This is a genomic window from Epibacterium sp. ABV4_022 (assembly GCF_056159345.1).
In genome coordinates, this window is record NZ_JBSWVA010000001.1 from 2,019,086 (window position 1) to 2,034,882 (window position 15,797).

The 15,797-nt window shown below is 63.2% G+C and carries 16 protein-coding genes; 13 read left to right on the forward strand and 3 right to left on the reverse strand.

What is annotated here, in order from left to right:
- Positions 1 to 95: 95 nt before the first annotated feature.
- Both ACXAF5_RS09525 and miaA read right to left on the reverse strand, forming a co-directional pair.
- A complete protein-coding gene (locus ACXAF5_RS09525; protein ID WP_239321617.1) occupies positions 96 to 926 on the reverse strand; it encodes an AraC family transcriptional regulator in 831 nt (276 codons plus the stop codon).
- 132 nt (positions 927 to 1,058) lie between these two features.
- Positions 1,059 to 1,922 carry a tRNA (adenosine(37)-N6)-dimethylallyltransferase MiaA gene (gene miaA / locus ACXAF5_RS09530; RefSeq protein WP_474947823.1) on the reverse strand — a complete coding sequence of 288 codons (864 nt, stop codon included), beginning with the start codon at positions 1,920 to 1,922 and terminating at the stop codon, positions 1,059 to 1,061.
- A 153-nt stretch (positions 1,923 to 2,075) separates the two neighbouring features.
- Here miaA and pyrH point away from each other — a divergent pair, with 153 nt between their 5' ends.
- From pyrH to lpxB, 13 genes are all read left to right on the forward strand, one after another.
- Positions 2,076 to 2,825, forward strand: coding sequence for a UMP kinase (pyrH, locus tag ACXAF5_RS09535; protein WP_239321615.1), 750 nt, complete (start codon positions 2,076 to 2,078; stop codon positions 2,823 to 2,825).
- A 189-nt stretch (positions 2,826 to 3,014) separates the two neighbouring features.
- Complete coding sequence (frr, locus tag ACXAF5_RS09540; protein WP_239321613.1) at positions 3,015 to 3,578, forward strand: ribosome recycling factor; 564 nt, start codon at positions 3,015 to 3,017, stop codon at positions 3,576 to 3,578.
- Between the two features lie 9 nt (positions 3,579 to 3,587).
- A complete protein-coding gene (locus ACXAF5_RS09545) occupies positions 3,588 to 4,352 on the forward strand; it encodes an isoprenyl transferase (protein WP_474946415.1) in 765 nt (254 codons plus the stop codon).
- A complete protein-coding gene (locus ACXAF5_RS09550; protein ID WP_474946416.1) occupies positions 4,349 to 5,143 on the forward strand; it encodes a phosphatidate cytidylyltransferase in 795 nt (264 codons plus the stop codon). Before ACXAF5_RS09545 ends, ACXAF5_RS09550 begins: the two co-directional genes overlap by 4 nt.
- 37 nt (positions 5,144 to 5,180) lie before the next feature.
- Positions 5,181 to 6,353 (forward strand): 1-deoxy-D-xylulose-5-phosphate reductoisomerase, encoded by a 1,173-nt coding sequence (gene dxr, locus ACXAF5_RS09555; protein ID WP_474946417.1) that lies wholly within the window; start codon positions 5,181 to 5,183, stop codon positions 6,351 to 6,353.
- 4 nt (positions 6,354 to 6,357) lie between these two features.
- Positions 6,358 to 7,710: an RIP metalloprotease RseP gene (gene rseP, locus ACXAF5_RS09560; RefSeq protein WP_239321608.1), complete on the forward strand. Its 1,353-nt coding sequence runs from the start codon at positions 6,358 to 6,360 to the stop codon at positions 7,708 to 7,710.
- Positions 7,711 to 7,841: 131 nt separating this feature from the next.
- Entirely contained in the window at positions 7,842 to 7,970 is a 129-nt protein-coding gene (locus ACXAF5_RS09565) for a hypothetical protein (protein ID WP_474946418.1), read from the forward strand.
- 223 nt (positions 7,971 to 8,193) lie between these two features.
- The gene (bamA, locus tag ACXAF5_RS09570) at positions 8,194 to 10,545 is read left to right on the forward strand and encodes an outer membrane protein assembly factor BamA (RefSeq protein WP_474946419.1); all 2,352 of its coding nucleotides are present in this window, start codon (positions 8,194 to 8,196) and stop codon (positions 10,543 to 10,545) included.
- Positions 10,546 to 10,595: 50 nt separating this feature from the next.
- Entirely contained in the window at positions 10,596 to 11,177 is a 582-nt protein-coding gene (locus tag ACXAF5_RS09575; RefSeq protein WP_474946420.1) for an OmpH family outer membrane protein, read from the forward strand.
- Between the two features lie 61 nt (positions 11,178 to 11,238).
- Entirely contained in the window at positions 11,239 to 11,721 is a 483-nt protein-coding gene (fabZ, locus tag ACXAF5_RS09580; protein WP_005617880.1) for a 3-hydroxyacyl-ACP dehydratase FabZ, read from the forward strand.
- A complete protein-coding gene (lpxA, locus tag ACXAF5_RS09585; protein ID WP_474946421.1) occupies positions 11,721 to 12,506 on the forward strand; it encodes an acyl-ACP--UDP-N-acetylglucosamine O-acyltransferase in 786 nt (261 codons plus the stop codon). The genes fabZ and lpxA overlap by 1 nt, the downstream gene beginning before the upstream one ends.
- Positions 12,507 to 12,519: 13 nt before the next feature.
- A complete protein-coding gene (locus ACXAF5_RS09590) occupies positions 12,520 to 13,308 on the forward strand; it encodes an LpxI family protein (RefSeq protein WP_474946422.1) in 789 nt (262 codons plus the stop codon).
- Between the two features lie 4 nt (positions 13,309 to 13,312).
- Positions 13,313 to 14,479 carry a lipid-A-disaccharide synthase gene (gene lpxB / locus ACXAF5_RS09595; protein ID WP_474946423.1) on the forward strand — a complete coding sequence of 389 codons (1,167 nt, stop codon included), beginning with the start codon at positions 13,313 to 13,315 and terminating at the stop codon, positions 14,477 to 14,479.
- Between the two features lie 54 nt (positions 14,480 to 14,533).
- On the opposite strand, the gene mnmA is transcribed toward lpxB, so the two are convergent.
- Positions 14,534 to 15,679 carry a tRNA 2-thiouridine(34) synthase MnmA gene (mnmA, locus tag ACXAF5_RS09600; RefSeq protein ID WP_474946424.1) on the reverse strand — a complete coding sequence of 382 codons (1,146 nt, stop codon included), beginning with the start codon at positions 15,677 to 15,679 and terminating at the stop codon, positions 14,534 to 14,536.
- Positions 15,680 to 15,797: the final 118 nt, after the last annotated feature.

Consider the following 15,797-nt stretch of genomic DNA (forward strand, 5'->3'; position numbering starts at 1 on the left):
CACCAGAGGGTAAAAATGCGACATTCCTCTGTCGGTTTTGACAAAACGACACCTGTGTCCAGTTTGGTGGCGCAATCAGGATGCATGCACCGATGTCAGGACGCCAGCGCCGCGGGGCGCGCCGACTCGCGTGCCATCTTGCGCAGGGCGCTGGGGGTTTCGCCGGTGTGCTGGGTGATGAATCGGGTGAAATAAGCCGCGCTGCCAAAGCCCAGCGAATGGGCAATGTCGCGCATCGGCAGGCTGGTTCGGACCAACAGGCTGCGTGCCGCGTGCAACTGGCGTTCGGTCAGCAGCGCGGCGGCGGTCTTGCCGGTTTCCTGCTTGCAGACCCGGGTCAGATGCGTCGGCGTCACCCCCAGTTCCGCCGCGTGGCCCGCCATGTTGAAGACGCCCTCGGAATCCGCAGCAAGCCGCTGGCAAAAGGCCCGCGACAGGCGCCGGGCCGCGCTGACCTTGCCATTCTCGGGCGCTGCCGCCCACAGGCGTTGCAGGTGGATGCCGATGAGTTCGCCGTAGCTGAGGATTGCGCGGGGGCTGTGGGTGTCTCCCAACTGCTGCTCGCGCTGGGTCGCCTCGAACAATGTGTTGAGACGGGCCTGTTCCTGCATGTCGCCGATCCGCATCTGCATCGGCTGGTCGGGCAGGGCGCAGGGCATGGTTTCGCCAATGCGCAGCACCTGCCCGATGCTCTGGCGCCCGACTTCCAGTGAAAACAGTGATCGCGCGGGAATCGACAGCACCGTATGAGGGCCAAAACCGCGACGCTGCCCATCCAGCAGCGCCCGTCCCTGGCCCCGGGTAACCCAGATCAACAGGTGGCAGTCACGTTCATGCGCCAGTTCCACCTGCCAGGAATCGCCGGACACGAGCCGCAGCAGCGGGCTGACGTCCAGCGGGCCGGAGAGAGGCGGGGCATATGACATGGCGGCGTTCAGGTCGTTCCAATCCTAAGTGCATCGGACCTTGACGCGCGCGCGTGATTCGATCAATTTTTTTGCCGCTTTTTCGCCAGATGGCCAAAAACCGCTGTCACAGAAGCGGATTTTGCCGCGTTTTTACGGTTCCGGCACCAGTTTTAACCATTGCGACATGCGAGCGCGGAACCAGGTCCGCTGTCGTTTGGCATATTGACGGGTGGCGATGGAGGCCCGTTCCGCGGTTTCCTCGACCGTGAGTTCGCCGCGCAGATGGGCCATCAGCTCCGGCACCCCGATCGCCTTGCAGGAGGGCAGCGCGGGATCGTACCGGCTCTGCATGGCGCGGGCTTCCTCCAGGGCCCCCGCCGCCATCATCCGCGAAAACCGGTTCCTGATACGCGCCTCCAGCCAGTCGCGCTCGGCCTCGACCACCAACGCGGTACAGGCCTCGGGGGGCAGCAACGGGGGCGGGGTGTCGTCCTGCCATTGCGCCAGCGGTCGTCCGGTGGCCCGCAATACCTCCCAGGCCCGTTGTACGCGCGCGCGATTCTGCATGTCGATGCGGGCACATGTCTCCGCATCCAGCTCTGCAGACAGGGCCTCGAGCGACATCAGGTCGGCTTCGGCACGGACCGGGGCCGGGGTGGCGGGGATTTCTGCCATGCCTTCGGTCAGCGCCAGGAAATACAACCCGGTGCCGCCGACGATAATGGGCCGCTCGGGCCCGGTCAGCAGCGGTGCGATCTCGCGCAGCCAGTGCCCGGCGGAATAGGGCGCGTCATGGCTCAGATGACCATAAAGCCGATGCGGCGCACGGGATTCGTCCTCTGCGGTGGGACGGGCCGTGACCACCCGCCAGCACGCGTAGACCTGGCTTGCATCGGCGTTCACGATGACGCCGCCATCCCGCTCGGCGATGCGCAGCGCCAGCTCCGATTTGCCGGAGGCTGTCGGGCCGGCGATCAGCACAGGACGGTCGGCGGGGATATTTGTCAAATCTATCAATGTTTTCCGCTGCGCGCCTGAGGGAACGCATCCATGTCAGAGGGAGAGCCCGAAGAAGATCGGCAATTATCCGGCAGCCCGGATTGATCCTCGGCGGCTTTTGCTCCATTTTGCCGCGAGATTTAACCCCGACATATTGCGGAGCGCAACATGCCCGAAACCCCTGACCAGCCGGACGTCTCGACGGCCGCCAGCTATAACCGTGTGATGCTGAAGATTTCCGGCGAGGCCCTGATGGGAACGCAGGGGTTCGGCCTGCACCCGCCAACCGTGCGCAGAATCGCCGAAGAGGTGAAGTCGGTGCACGACCTTGGCGTCGAGATCTGCATGGTGATCGGCGGCGGCAACATCTTTCGCGGGCTGTCCGGCTCTGCCCAGGGGATGGAGCGCACCACGGCGGACTACATGGGGATGCTGGCCACCGTCATGAACGCGCTGGGGATGCAATCCGCGCTCGAGGATCTGGGCGTGTTCACACGGGTGATTTCCGCCATTCGCATGGATGAGGTGGCAGAGCCCTACATCCGCCGCCGCGCGGTGCGTCACCTGGAGAAAAAGCGGGTCTGCATTTTTGCTGCCGGCACCGGCAATCCCTATTTCACCACCGACACCGCCGCCACGCTGCGGGCCAATGAAATGAATTGCGAAGCGATCTTCATGGGCAAGAACGGCGTCGATGGTGTCTATGACAAAGACCCCAAGACCAACGATGATGCCAAGCGGTATGACAGCGTCAGCTACGACGATGTTCTGGCGAAACGTCTGAAGGTCATGGATGCCTCTGCCATCGCGCTGGCGCGCGACAACAATCTGCCCCTGATTGTCTTTGGCCTTGATGAACCCGGCGGGTTCCGGGGCGTCCTGGCGGGCGAGGGCACCTATACCAAGGTGCACGGCTGACAGGGTTGCGGCTGACTGGGCCACGGTGAACGGCGCCTCGCGCCGTCGCCCGTCCGGCGCCTGTTTTGCGTGGAATTTCACCACGTTCCGAAGGTTTCGCGGGTGTTTGTCCGCCGAGATCGCTATACAAGAGATACCTGATGGCGTAAGAGCCGTCCTCAAGACCGCCTCAAGCAAGGGGAGAGCAGCATGTCTGATGATTTCGAACTGGACACCGATGACCTGAAACGCCGCATGGATGGTGCGATGGCGAACCTGAAGACCGAATTCGCGTCGTTGCGGACCGGTCGCGCCTCCGCCTCGATGCTGGAGCCGGTGATGGTCGACGCCTACGGCTCGATGACACCGATCAACCAGGTCGGCACCGTGAACGTGCCGGAACCGCGCATGGTCACCATCAATGTCTGGGACAAATCCCTCGTGGGCAAGGTGGAGAAAGCGATCCGCGAGTCGGGTCTTGGCATCAACCCGCAGCTCAATGGCACCATCATCATGCTGCCGATCCCGGAGCTGAACGAAGAGCGCCGCCGCGAGTTGGGCAAGGTGGCGGGCCAATACGCCGAACACGCCCGGGTCTCGATCCGCAACGTGCGTCGCGACGGCATGGACCAGATCAAGAAGGCCAAGGCCGACGGCATGTCCGAGGACGACCAGAAGTTCTGGGAGACCGAGGTCCAGGAACTGACCGACAAGATGATCAAATCCGTCGATGATGCGCTTGAAACCAAGCAAGCCGAAATCATGCAGGTCTGATCCGCGCTTATGGCCTTTGGGACGGACAGCGGCACACCGGCCGTAGACACAGCGGACCCGGATGGCTCTGGTGACGGGCCCCGGCACATTGCCATTATCATGGATGGCAATGGCCGTTGGGCGCAGGCGCGCGGGCGGCCGCGGCTGTTTGGCCATCACGCCGGTGCCCGCCGGGTGCGCGAAGTGGTCGAATGCTGTCCGGACCTCGGGGTCAAATACCTGACGATATTTGCCTTTTCGACCGAGAACTGGAAACGCACCCAGGTCGAGGTCGCCGGTCTGATGAGCCTGTTCCGGCGCTATATCTCCAAGGAAATGAAGGCGCTTGCGGCCAAGAACGTGCGCGTGCGTTTTATCGGCGACCGGGTGCGGCTGGATCGGAAACTGATCCAGCTGATGGATGCCCTGGAGCGTGAAACCGAGACCAATGACGGCACGCATCTGACCATCGCGCTCAATTACGGCGGCCGCGACGAGGTCGCCCGCGCCACCAAGCGGCTGGCCCAGGATGTTGCCGATGGCAAGCTTGACCCGGAAAACGTCGATGAGGAAACGCTGCCACGCTACCTCGACACCCATGTGTTGCCTGATCCGGATCTGGTGATCCGGACCTCGGGTGAGGCGCGGATTTCGAACTTCCTGCTCTGGCAGTCGGCCTATGCCGAATACGAGTTCATCGACACGCTCTGGCCGGATTTCACCGCCGAGGAACTGGCGCGCCTATGTCGCAGTTATGGCCGCCGGGATCGGCGGTTTGGCGCGGTGAAGACATGAGCGCCCGATCCCCTTTTGCGCAGACGCCGGGCCGTTGGGCCGACTTGCGGACCCGGAGCCTGTCGGCTGCGGTGCTGCTTGGTCTCGGGGGCGGGTCTCTGGCGATCGGCGGGGGCGCTTTCCTCGTGTTTGTGGCCGCATGCCTTGGGGCAGTGTTCTGGGAGCTCCTGAGCATGTACCGCGCCGACCTGAGCCTGCCGGCACTGGGCTGCGGCCTGTTGGCGGCGCTTGCAATACTGTTGGCGTCGATGGCGCCCCTGCTGCTGATGCCGCTGGTGCTGGCGGTGCCGCTGGCGGTGGGGGCCTGGGTGCTGCAGTCGCAGCGCCGCTATTTCCTCATGATTGCGGGCTGGGTGCTGCTGGGGGGCTACGGGCTGATCTGGCTGCGTGACTCCTATGGCTTTGGCTGGATGCTCTGGCTGATCCTGGTGGTGGTGGCGACCGATGTTGCGGGCTATTTTGCGGGCAAGCATTTTGGCGGGCCGAAGTTCTGGCCGGCTGTCAGCCCCAAGAAAACCTGGTCCGGCATCGCTGGTGGCTGGGTGGCCGCGGCGGCGACCGGAGTGCTGTTCGCCTGGCTCGGCGGGCTGCCCGCCAGCGTTATCCCTCTCTCGGTGGGGGTCTCCATGGCCAGCCAGGCGGGTGACATCGCCGAAAGCGCATTGAAGCGATACCTGGGCGTCAAGGACTCCAGCCAGCTGATCCCGGGCCATGGCGGCGTGTTCGACCGCTTTGACGGGATGCTGGGGGCCGGGGCGCTGTGTTTCGTGGTTGCGATGGTCCTGTCCTGACAGGACCGCCTGCGACGCGGATGAGGAATGATCGGCGATGAGAAAGATTTCCATATTCGGGGCCACCGGCTCCATCGGGCAGAACACCATCGACCTGATCCGCCGCCAGCCGGATGCCTATGACGTGGTGGCGCTGACCGGGGGGCACAATATCGCGCAACTGGCGCAGGACGCCATTGAGCTGCGCGCGGAGATTGCCGTCACCGCCCATGATGCGCGCCTGCCGGAGTTGCGCGCGGCCCTTGCGGGAAGCGCGGTCGAAGCCGCCGCTGGCCCGGAGGCCCTGCTGGAGGCTGCCAGCCGACCGGCGGACTGGATCATGTCGGCCATCGTCGGGGCCGCCGGGCTTGCGCCGGGCCTCAAGGCGCTGGAGCAGGGAACCACCCTGGCCCTCGCCAACAAGGAATCGCTGGTCTGTGCCGGGGCGCTGCTGATGCAGACCGCAGAGCGCCACGGCGCCCGCATCCTGCCGGTGGACAGTGAACATTCAGCCGTGTTTCAGGCGCTTGTGGGCGAGCGCCTCGACGAGGTCGAGCGGATCATCATCACCGCCTCCGGCGGTGCGTTTCGGGATTGGCCGCTGGAGGCCCTGCGGACCGCGACCCTGGCGCAGGCCTCCTCGCATCCGAATTGGGACATGGGGCAGCGGATCACCATCGACAGTGCTTCCATGTTCAACAAGGCGTTGGAAGTCATTGAAACCAGAGAGTTCTTTGGCGTTGACCCCAGTCAGATCGAGGTGCTGGTGCATCCGCAATCCCTGGTCCACGCCCTGGTGGGGTTTCGCGATGGCGCGTTGATGAGCCACCTGGGCGCGCCGGACATGCGCCATGCGATCGGTTATGCGCTGCACTGGCCGGAGCGCAAGACGCTGCCGGTGCCGCGACTGGATCTTGCGGCGGCGGGGCAGCTGGAGTTTCGCGCGCCCGACCCCGACCGCTACCCGGCGCTGCGGCTGGCGCAGGAGGTCATGGCGCGTGGTGGTCTCAGCGGTGCGGCCTTCAACGGGGCCAAGGAGCAGGCGCTCGATCACTTTATCGCGGGGCGCATTGGCTTTCTCGACATGGCGACCATAACTGAACAGGTGTTGGCATCGCTGGAGGCGCATCCGGGCCTTATTGACGCCGCAATGACACTTGAAAACGTCACCCGAGTTGACGATCTGGCGCGGCAGGCGACGGATCAGGTCGTGACGCAACGAACAGGATAGAGTTTTGGACGCAGTATCTCTGGTCTCGCAGCTGAGCGGGTTCCTCTACACGGTTGGCAGTTTTGTTGTTCTGCTTTCGATCATCGTGGCCGTGCATGAATACGGTCACTACATCGTCGGGCGCTGGTGCGGCATCCACCCGGAGGTGTTCTCGCTTGGATTCGGTCCGGTGCTGGCCAGCCGTGTCGACAAACGGGGCACCCGCTGGCAGGTTGCGGCCTTTCCCTTTGGCGGGTTTGTGAAATTCCTCGGCGATGCGGATGCGGCCTCGGGCAAGGACACCGGCAGCCTGTCGGCAGCCGAACAGGACCCGGCGCTGCTGCGCAAGACCATGCACGGCGCACCGCTCTGGGCGCGCTCGGCCACCGTTGCGGCGGGGCCGATCTTCAACTTCATCCTGTCGATCGTGATCTTCACCGGGGTGATCCTGGTGCAGGGCCAGATGAAAGATCCCCTGACCGTGGGAGAGCTTCGTCCGTTGCCGGATCAAAGCCTGACCCTGCGCCCCGGGGATGAAATCAAGGCGATCAGCGGCCTGGAGACGCCGGCCTTTACCGATCAGGCCGCCTGGAGCGCGTTTGAGCAGGCGGTGCCGGTGGAGCCGGTGCTGGAGTACCGCGTCCTGCGTGACGGCGCGGAACGCATTGTACGCGGCCCCTATCTGAGCCCCAGTCTGGTCACGGGGGTTGCGCCGCGCAGCGCGGCCTCTGACGCCGGTCTGCGTGAGGGGGACGTGATCCAGAGCGTCGATGGCGATGAGATCTTCACCTTCGGCCAGTTGAAGGAAAAGGTCGAGGCCGGCAACGGCGCGCCCCTGACGCTCGGCGTCTGGAACCGCGACGGAGAGCGTGAGGTGACGCTCACGCCCCGTCGCACCGATGAACCGACGGCGGAGGGCGGCTTTGCAACCCATTGGCGGATCGGCATCGCCGGCGGGCTGGCGTTTGAACCGGCCTCCGAGTCGATCTCTCCGCTTGTGGCGGTTGGGCGTGCGACCACCCAGATCTGGGTAATGATCGAGCAATCGCTCTCGGGGCTGAAACACATCATCACCGGCCAGATCAGCACCTGCAACCTGTCCGGCCCGGTGGCGATCGCCGAGGTCTCGGGCACGATGGCAAGCCAGGGCGCGATGGAGTTCATTCTGCTGATCGCCGCGCTGTCCACCGGCATTGGCCTCTTGAACCTGTTCCCGGTGCCGGTGCTGGATGGCGGGCATCTGGTGTTCTTCGCCTATGAGGCGGTGACCGGCAAGGCGCCCAACGACCGTGCGATGCAGGTGCTGATGATGATGGGCCTGGCGCTGGTGCTGGGGCTGATGCTGTTTTCCGTCAGCAACGACATTCTGTTTTGCTGATGCAATCAGAGGTGGGCGGCGCCGGAGAGCCATATTGGCGCCGCTTTCTCGCCACAAACGGCCTGTAGACCAGATCCCGGGTGAGTAAGGCCGGTCGTCCTGACCGGTCTTGGTAAAATCGGGAGCATATCATGCAAGTGCTGGAGCAATCCTATCAGGGGTTGAGTCTGCTGGTTCGTCTGAACGTGGATCGAGTGCTGTTTGTTGGCGCCATTTCGGCGGCGATTCTGACTGGATCCTGGATCGCCTCGAGCTTCTGAACAGGCGCAGAAACCGGCGGCCACAGCCATATTTTTAAGGCAGCGGGACGTGACCCCCCTGCAACGAGACAGCAGCGGCATTGCGCCGCTGCTTTTCTTGTTTTTGACAACCGCAGGCAAACCCGGTACGCCCTTTTTCAAGCTGCTATAAAGTTGGGTTAAAAAACGAATGACTTGGGGGAAGAGCGGGGCACAGGCCCGCGTGACACGCCGGGGGTGTGAAATGTCGATTTCTGCAAAGAGGTTTCTTGGATCCACCGCATTGTCCGCGGTCCTGGCATTGGGATTGGGGCTGACGCCGCTTTCGGTCGGGGCTCAGGATTATCGCTTTACCAATGTGCGTGTCGAAGGCAATCAACGTATTCAAAGCTCGACCATCGTCGCCTACACCGGGCTGGCGCGGGGCGAGACGGTAAGCGGCGGCGCCTTGAACGACGCCTATCGCGGCGTGTTCGACAGCGGTCTGTTCGAGAGCGTGGAACTGATCCCGCGCGGCAATACGCTGGTCATCAAGGTGGTGGAATACCCGACCATCAGCCGGATCAATTTCGAGGGCAACAAACGCCTGAAGGACGATGCCCTTTCAGAAGTCGTGCTGTCCTCGCCGCGCCGGGTGTTCAGCGCCGATCAGGCGGAGCGGGACGCGGCGGCGATCGCCGATCTCTACCGTGCCCAAGGGCGTCTGGCCTCGCGCGTCACCCCGCGTATCATTCGCCGCAATGACAATCGCGTCGATCTGGTGTTCGAAATCTCCGAAGGCGATACCGTCGAGGTGGAGCGCGTCTCCTTCGTCGGCAACCGCGCCTTCTCCGACCGGCGTCTGCGTCGGGTGCTGGAAACCAAGCAGGCGACCTTCCTGCGGGCGTTGATCAACCGGGATACGCTGATCGAAGACCGGATCCAGTTCGACCGTCAGGTGCTGACGGATTTCTACCGCTCGCGCGGTTATGTCGATTTCCGCATCAATGGCGTCAACGCCGAGGTGACCAAGGAACGCGATGCCGCCTTCCTGGTGGTGGATGTGACCGAAGGGCAGAAGTTCGAGTTTGGCGAGATCACCGTCACCAGCGAATTCCCTCAAGCCGATCCCGACGCGTATCGCAGCAAGCTGCGGGTCAAACCGGGCGTCACCTATTCGCCGCTGGTGATCGAGAATGCGATCACCACGCTGGAACAGCTGGCGGTCAAGCAGGGGATCGATTTCCTGCGGGTGGAACCGCGGGTGACCCGCAACGACCGGGATCTGACGCTGAACGTGGAATTTGCCATGGTCCGCGGTCCTCGGATCTTTGTCGAGCGCATCGACATCGAGGGCAATACCACCACGCTCGACCGGGTGATCCGCCGTCAGTTCAAGATCGTCGAAGGCGATCCGTTGAACCAGCGCGAGATCCGCAACAGCGCCGAGCGCATCCGAGCGCTTGGGTTCTTCTCCGAATCCGAGGTCGATGTGCGCGAGGGCAGCACCCCAAGCGAAGTCATCGTCGATGTGGACGTCGAGGAACAGCCAACCGGCTCGTTCACGCTGGGCGGCTCCTACTCGGTCGATGACGGGATCGGTGTGGCGATCGGCATTTCCGAGGACAATTTCCTCGGCCGGGGTCAGAAGCTGTCGTTCAATATCTCCACGGCGCAGGATACAGAAGCCTACAACCTGCGGTTTGTAGAGCCTAAGCTGCTGGGCCGGGATCTTCAGTTTGCGATCGACCTGGGGCTCAGCGAGACAGAATCCAGCTATTCGCAATACGACACCTCCGCGATCATCTTCCGCCCGTCGATCACCTTTGACGCCAGCGATACAACGTCCCTGCAACTGCGCTACGCGCTGGATCAGGACGAGATGAAAAGCCGGGGCAATGACAGCAATGGCGATCCGCTGGCCGGTCCCGTGCTGCGGGCCGATATTGCCGAGGGCAAGCGGACCACAAGTTCCGTCGGCGCGACCTTCACCTATGACAGCCGCCGCACAGGGCTGAACCCGACTGCCGGGTTCCTGATCCAGGGCGGATTTGACTACGCGGGCCTCGGCGGCGACAACGAATATATCCGCGCCACCAGCAAATTCGTGGCGCAGAAACTGGTCTTCAACGAGGAAGTCACCCTGCGGGCCACGGTTGAAACCGGCTATCTTGGCTGGCTTGGCGACAACAACAGCCGCACCGTGGATCGCTTCCTGCTGTCGTCGGAAACCCTGCGCGGTTTTGAACCGGGCGGTGTTGGTCCTCGGGATCTGTCCGCCACCGGCAGCGGCGGGTCCTATGACGATGCGCTTGGCGGCAACCTTTATGCCGTGGCGCGGTTTGATGCGGAGTTCCCGCTGGGCCTGCCCGAAGAACTGGGGATCCGTGGTGGTCTGTTCTATGACGTGGGCAACCTTTGGGGACTGGACGATTCCAATGCGGGCGCCAGCGGCAACGTCGTCGGGCGTGATGGCTCCTTCCGCCATGTGGTCGGCTTCTCGGTGCTCTGGACAACCGGTCTTGGCCCCTTGCGGTTCAACTTCTCCAAGGCGCTGGTCAAGGAAGACTACGACAAGGAGCGGAACTTCGACCTGACCATTCAGGCGCGGTTCTGACCCCGTTGCGACCTGCCGCGACCTTGCACAAACTCTGGATGGCCGGGCTGATGGCCTGGCTGTCCTGCGGTGGCCTCGCGCTGGCGCAGGGCGCCGGCTCCACTGTGGGTCTCGGCGGGTTCTCACCGGAACAGAACCTCGGGGTGCCGAGCAGCCTGCTGCTGACAATCCACTCCGACCGGCTGTTTTCCGAGAGCGCCTATGGCAAGCGTGTGGCGCAGGAGATGGAAGGGCGCAGCGCGGTTCTGATGGCCGAAAACCGCCGTATCGAAGCCGAGCTGCGTGCCGAAGAGCTGGACCTTGCGGAACGTCGGTCCACCACCGATCCAGAAGCGTTTCGCGCCCTGGCCGAGGCCTTTGATCAGAAGGTTCAGGAAACCCGGCGCACCCAGGAAGCAAAGTTCCTGGAAATCACCAACGCCCGCGAAGAGGCCCGCCGCGAATTTCGCCAGACCTCGATCCCGATTCTGGAACGGATCATGACAGAGACCGGCGCGGCGGCGATCCTGGAGCAATCAACCGTTTTGCTGAGCGCCGAGGCAATTGATGTGACCGATCTGGCGATTGCCCGCGTCGATGCCATTCTGGGGGATGGGGCAGAGACGGATGTGGCCCCGGCGGACAAGCCCTGAGCTTGCCCCGTTCCCGCTGGCTTGGTAGGGAAAACCAAACATAACAAACGGAACGTGACCCATGAGTGCTGACGCCAATCCCGACCTCAAGAGCGCCGACATCGGCCTGATCCAGCAAATCCTGCCGCATCGCTACCCGTTTCTGCTGGTGGACAAGGTTGTTGACATCGACGGCTATCAGTCCGCGCGCGGCATCAAGAACGTCACCATGAACGAGCCGCATTTCCAGGGCCATTTCCCGGGCACCCCGATCATGCCGGGTGTCACCATCGTCGAGGCCATGGCGCAGACCTCGGGCGTGATGCTGGGGGTCGGCATGGATCTGATCGGCACCGATATGCTGATCTATTTCATGAATATCGACAAATGCAAATTCCGCCGCAAGGTCGTGCCCGGTGACGTGCTGGAAATGCATGTGGAAACCGTGCGCGGCAAGCCCGGCGGCAAGATCTTCAAATTCTCCGGTCGGGCCACGGTCGACGGCGAACTGGCGGCCGAGGCCGAGTTCACCGCGATGATCGACCGGGACGGAAAGGACGGCTGATGAGCACCATTCACCCCAGCGCCATTATCGAGGATGGCGCCAAAATCGGCGAAGGCTGCGAGATCGGCCCGTTCTGCATCGTCGGCGCTGAGGTGGTGTTGGGTGACCGCGTGGTCCTGAAATCCCACGTGGTTGTCACCGGCGACACCGAGATCGGCGAGGACACGGTGGTGTTTTCCTTCTCCGTGCTGGGGGAAATCCCGCAGGATCTCAAATTCAAGGGCGAGAAGTGCCGCACCGTCATCGGCAAGCGCAATCGCATCCGCGAACATGTGACCGTGAATGCGGGCACCGATGGGGGCGGCGGTGTGACGCGCATCGGCGACGATGGCCTGTTCATGGCGGGCTGCCACATCGCGCATGATGCACAGATCGGGGATCGGGTGATCGTGGTGAACTCTGCCGCCGTCGCCGGGCACTGCATTCTCGAGGATGATGTGATCATTGGCGGTCTGTCCGGCATCCATCAGTTCGTGCGGATCGGACGTGGTGCCATTATCGGCGCGGTCACCATGGTGACCAACGACGTCATTCCCTACGGTCTGGTGCAGGCCTCGCGCGGGGAACTGGACGGGCTGAACCTCATCGGACTGAAACGCCGGGGCGTCAGCCGTGCCGATATCACCGCGCTTCGGGCCGCGTTTCAGATGCTGGCGCAGGGCGAGGGCACGTTTTCCGAACGCGCCCGCCGATTGGGCGACGAAAATGACAGCGCATATGTGCAGGAAATCGTTGCCTTCATCACCGGTCAGAGCGACCGCCACTTCCTGACCCCCGGCGGCTGAGAAAGGTCCTGACATGATTGCACTGATTGCCGGACGCGGGGCCTTGCCCGCCGAATTGATTGCGCGGCTGCCGGAGCGCCCCATGGTATGCGCCATGGCCGGGTCCGAACCGGATACGGTCGAGGCCGACATCACCTTCCGCCTCGAACAATTGGGCAGCTTTCTGGAAGAGCTGAAATCCCGGGGCGCGACCGAGGTCTGCCTGGCGGGTGCCGTGACGCGGCCCCAGATTGACCCGGGCGCGATTGATGCTGCCACTTTGCCGCTGGTGCCGGTGTTGCAGGCGGCGATTGCCGCAGGCGATGACGGGGCGCTGCGGGCGGTGATTGGTATTCTCGAACAGAGCGGCTTTGTCGTGAAGGCCGCCCATGAGATCGCGCCGGATCTGTTGATGGATGAGGGCGTTCCGACCAAGGTGCAGCCGGGCGAGATCGACAAGGCCGATGCCGAACGCGCCGCGGTCATCGCCTTTGGCCTGAGTGCTGCCGACATCGGGCAGGCCTGTGCGGTGCGGTCCGGTCAGGCGATCGCGATCGAGACCCTGTTTGGCACGGATTGGATGCTTGCCAGCCTCGCCAATCGTCCGGACGGGCAGGGTGGTCTGTTCTACAAGGCCCCAAAAGCCGGACAGGACCGGCGCGCCGATCTGCCGACCATTGGTCCGGCCACCGTCGAAGGTGCGGCCATGGCCGGTCTGAACGGCATTGTCCTCGAGGCCGAGGGCGTGATCGTTCTGGACCGCGAAGAGGTCATCGCCGCGTGCGACCGCCGGGGCATGTTCCTCTGGCTGCGTCAGGCCTGATCTCATGAGCCTTCGGGTGTTTATCCTCGCTGGTGAGCCTTCGGGCGACCGGCTTGGTGCCGCATTGATGCGCGGCCTCAAGGAACTGTCTCCGGGGGTGTCCTTTGAAGGCGTTGGCGGCAGCCTGATGCAGGCCGAGGGGCTCCGCTCGCAATTCCCGATGGAAGAACTCTCCGTCATGGGAATCGCCGAGGTTCTGCCAAAATACTTCGACCTCAAGCGCCGCATTCAGGAAACCGCCGATGCGGTGGTGGCCATGCAGCCCGACGTGATGATCACCATCGACAGCCCGGATTTTTCCCTGCGCGTTGCAAAGCTGGTGAAAGACGCCAGCGATATTCGAACCGTACACTATGTCGCGCCCTCCGTCTGGGCCTGGCGTCCGGGGCGTGCGGCAAAGATGGCGAAGGTCATCGATCACGTGCTGGCGCTGCTGCCGTTCGAACCGCCCTATATGGAAGCTGCCGGGATGGAGTGCGATTTTGTCGGCCATCCGGTGGTGGCGGACCCCCAGGCGACAGAGGCCGAGATTGCGGCGTTCCGTGCAGCATTCGATCTGGGCGATGCGCCGGTTTTGCTCGCCCTGCCAGGCTCGCGCCGCTCCGAGGTTGCACGGCTTGCGGATGTGTTCGGCGCAGCCCTGCGTGAGTTTCACACCAAACACCCGAAGTACCGGATCGTCGTTCCGGCAGCCGCGCATGTGGCGCCCTTGGTGCGTGAAAAACTCATGGACTGGCCAGAGGGCTGCATCGTACTCGATCCCGCCGATCATGCGGGCGCTGAGTTTGCCGCGCATAAACGCGCAGCCTTTGCCTCCGCGAATCTGGCATTGGCCGCATCGGGAACGGTATCCTTGGAACTGGCAGCGGCCCGCACGCCGATGGTGATTGCCTATCGGTTCAACTGGCTCACGTGGCAGATCATGAAGCGCATGGCGCTGATTGACACGGTGACATTGGTCAATCTGGTGAGCGAGACCCGCGTGGTGCCGGAATGCCTTGGTCCCGAGTGCACTGCCGAAACCATCGCGGCACGTCTCGATCAGGTGCTGAGCGCGCCTGACGCGCAACAGGACGCCATGCGCCTGACGATGGACCGTGTTGGCGAGGGGGGCGATGCCCCCGGCCTGCGTGCCGCGCGTGCGGTCCTTGAGAGATTGCCGCAGGTTTGAGGCGACACTAAAGGGTCTGAACAAATCAAAAGGGAGCCCGGAGGCTCCCTCGTTTTAGTGACCTCTCCAGATCCAGCCACCGCCAAAAATGCGGCTGCCGTTTGGATCATAGAATACACAGGCCTGACCGGGCGAAATGCCTTCCTCGGCGGAGAACAGCTCCACCTCCGCCTCGGTGTCCGAGATCGGACGAATGATCGCATCGCGCGGTGGGCGGGTGGAGCGCACCTTGACGCTCAGATGCCATTCCGCACGGCTGGTGAAAGGCTCATCCCCCAGCCAGTTGATCTCGCGCACCGGCACTCGGCGGGTGGCCAGCATTTCCTTTGGTCCGACGATGACCTGCTTTTGGTCCACATCTAGCTTTACCACATAAAGCGGCTCGCTCAGGCCACCGATGCCAAGGCCGCGACGTTGGCCGATGGTGTAGTGAATGACACCGTTGTGGTCGCCCAACACGCGGCCATCGGCGTGCACGATCTGTCCCGGCTCCGCCGCGCCGGGGCGCAGTTTCTCGATCACCGAGGCGTAGTCGCCGTTGGGGACAAAGCAGATGTCCTGACTGTCCGGTTTATCCGCAACCGACAGGCCATATTGCGCCGCCATCTCACGCGTTGCGTCCTTGGAGGGCAAATGGCCCAGCGGAAAGCGCAGGAAATCGAGCTGCTCGGGCGTGGTGGAGAACAGGAAATAGCTCTGATCGCGGTTGGCATCCTCGGCGGAATGCAGCTCCGGCCCGTGTTCGCCGATCTTGCGCTGGATATAATGGCCGGTTGCCATGCAGTCGGCCTCCAGATCCTTGGCGGTTTCCAGCAGATCCTTGAACTTCACGCGCTCGTTGCAGCGGATGCAGGGCACCGGCGTCGCCCCGGCCAGATAGCTGTCGGCGAACTCGTCAATCACGGCATCCTTAAAAATGTTCTCATAATCCAGAACATAATGCGGAAAGCCGCGCTCCTCCGCGACTCGGCGGGCATCGTGAATATCAATGCCGGCGCAGCAGGCGCCTTTCTTGGCCAGCGCCGCCCCGTGGTCATATAGCTGTAGCGTCACACCGACCACATCATAGCCCTGTTCCGCCAGATAGGCCGCCACAACAGAGCTATCGACGCCGCCGGACATGGCAACGACGACGCGCGTCTCGGCGGGCGATTTTGCAAAACCTAGCGAATTCACTGGTGCCTCATTGTCCAGTGCCATGGCGTACTCCTTGCGGGTCCGAAAGAGGAGAGGGAAAGCATCGAAGAATATAGGAAAATGCTAAGTATTCTCAAGGGGGCGATTTCACTTACCGTTAATGCCTGCGCGCCACTCTGCC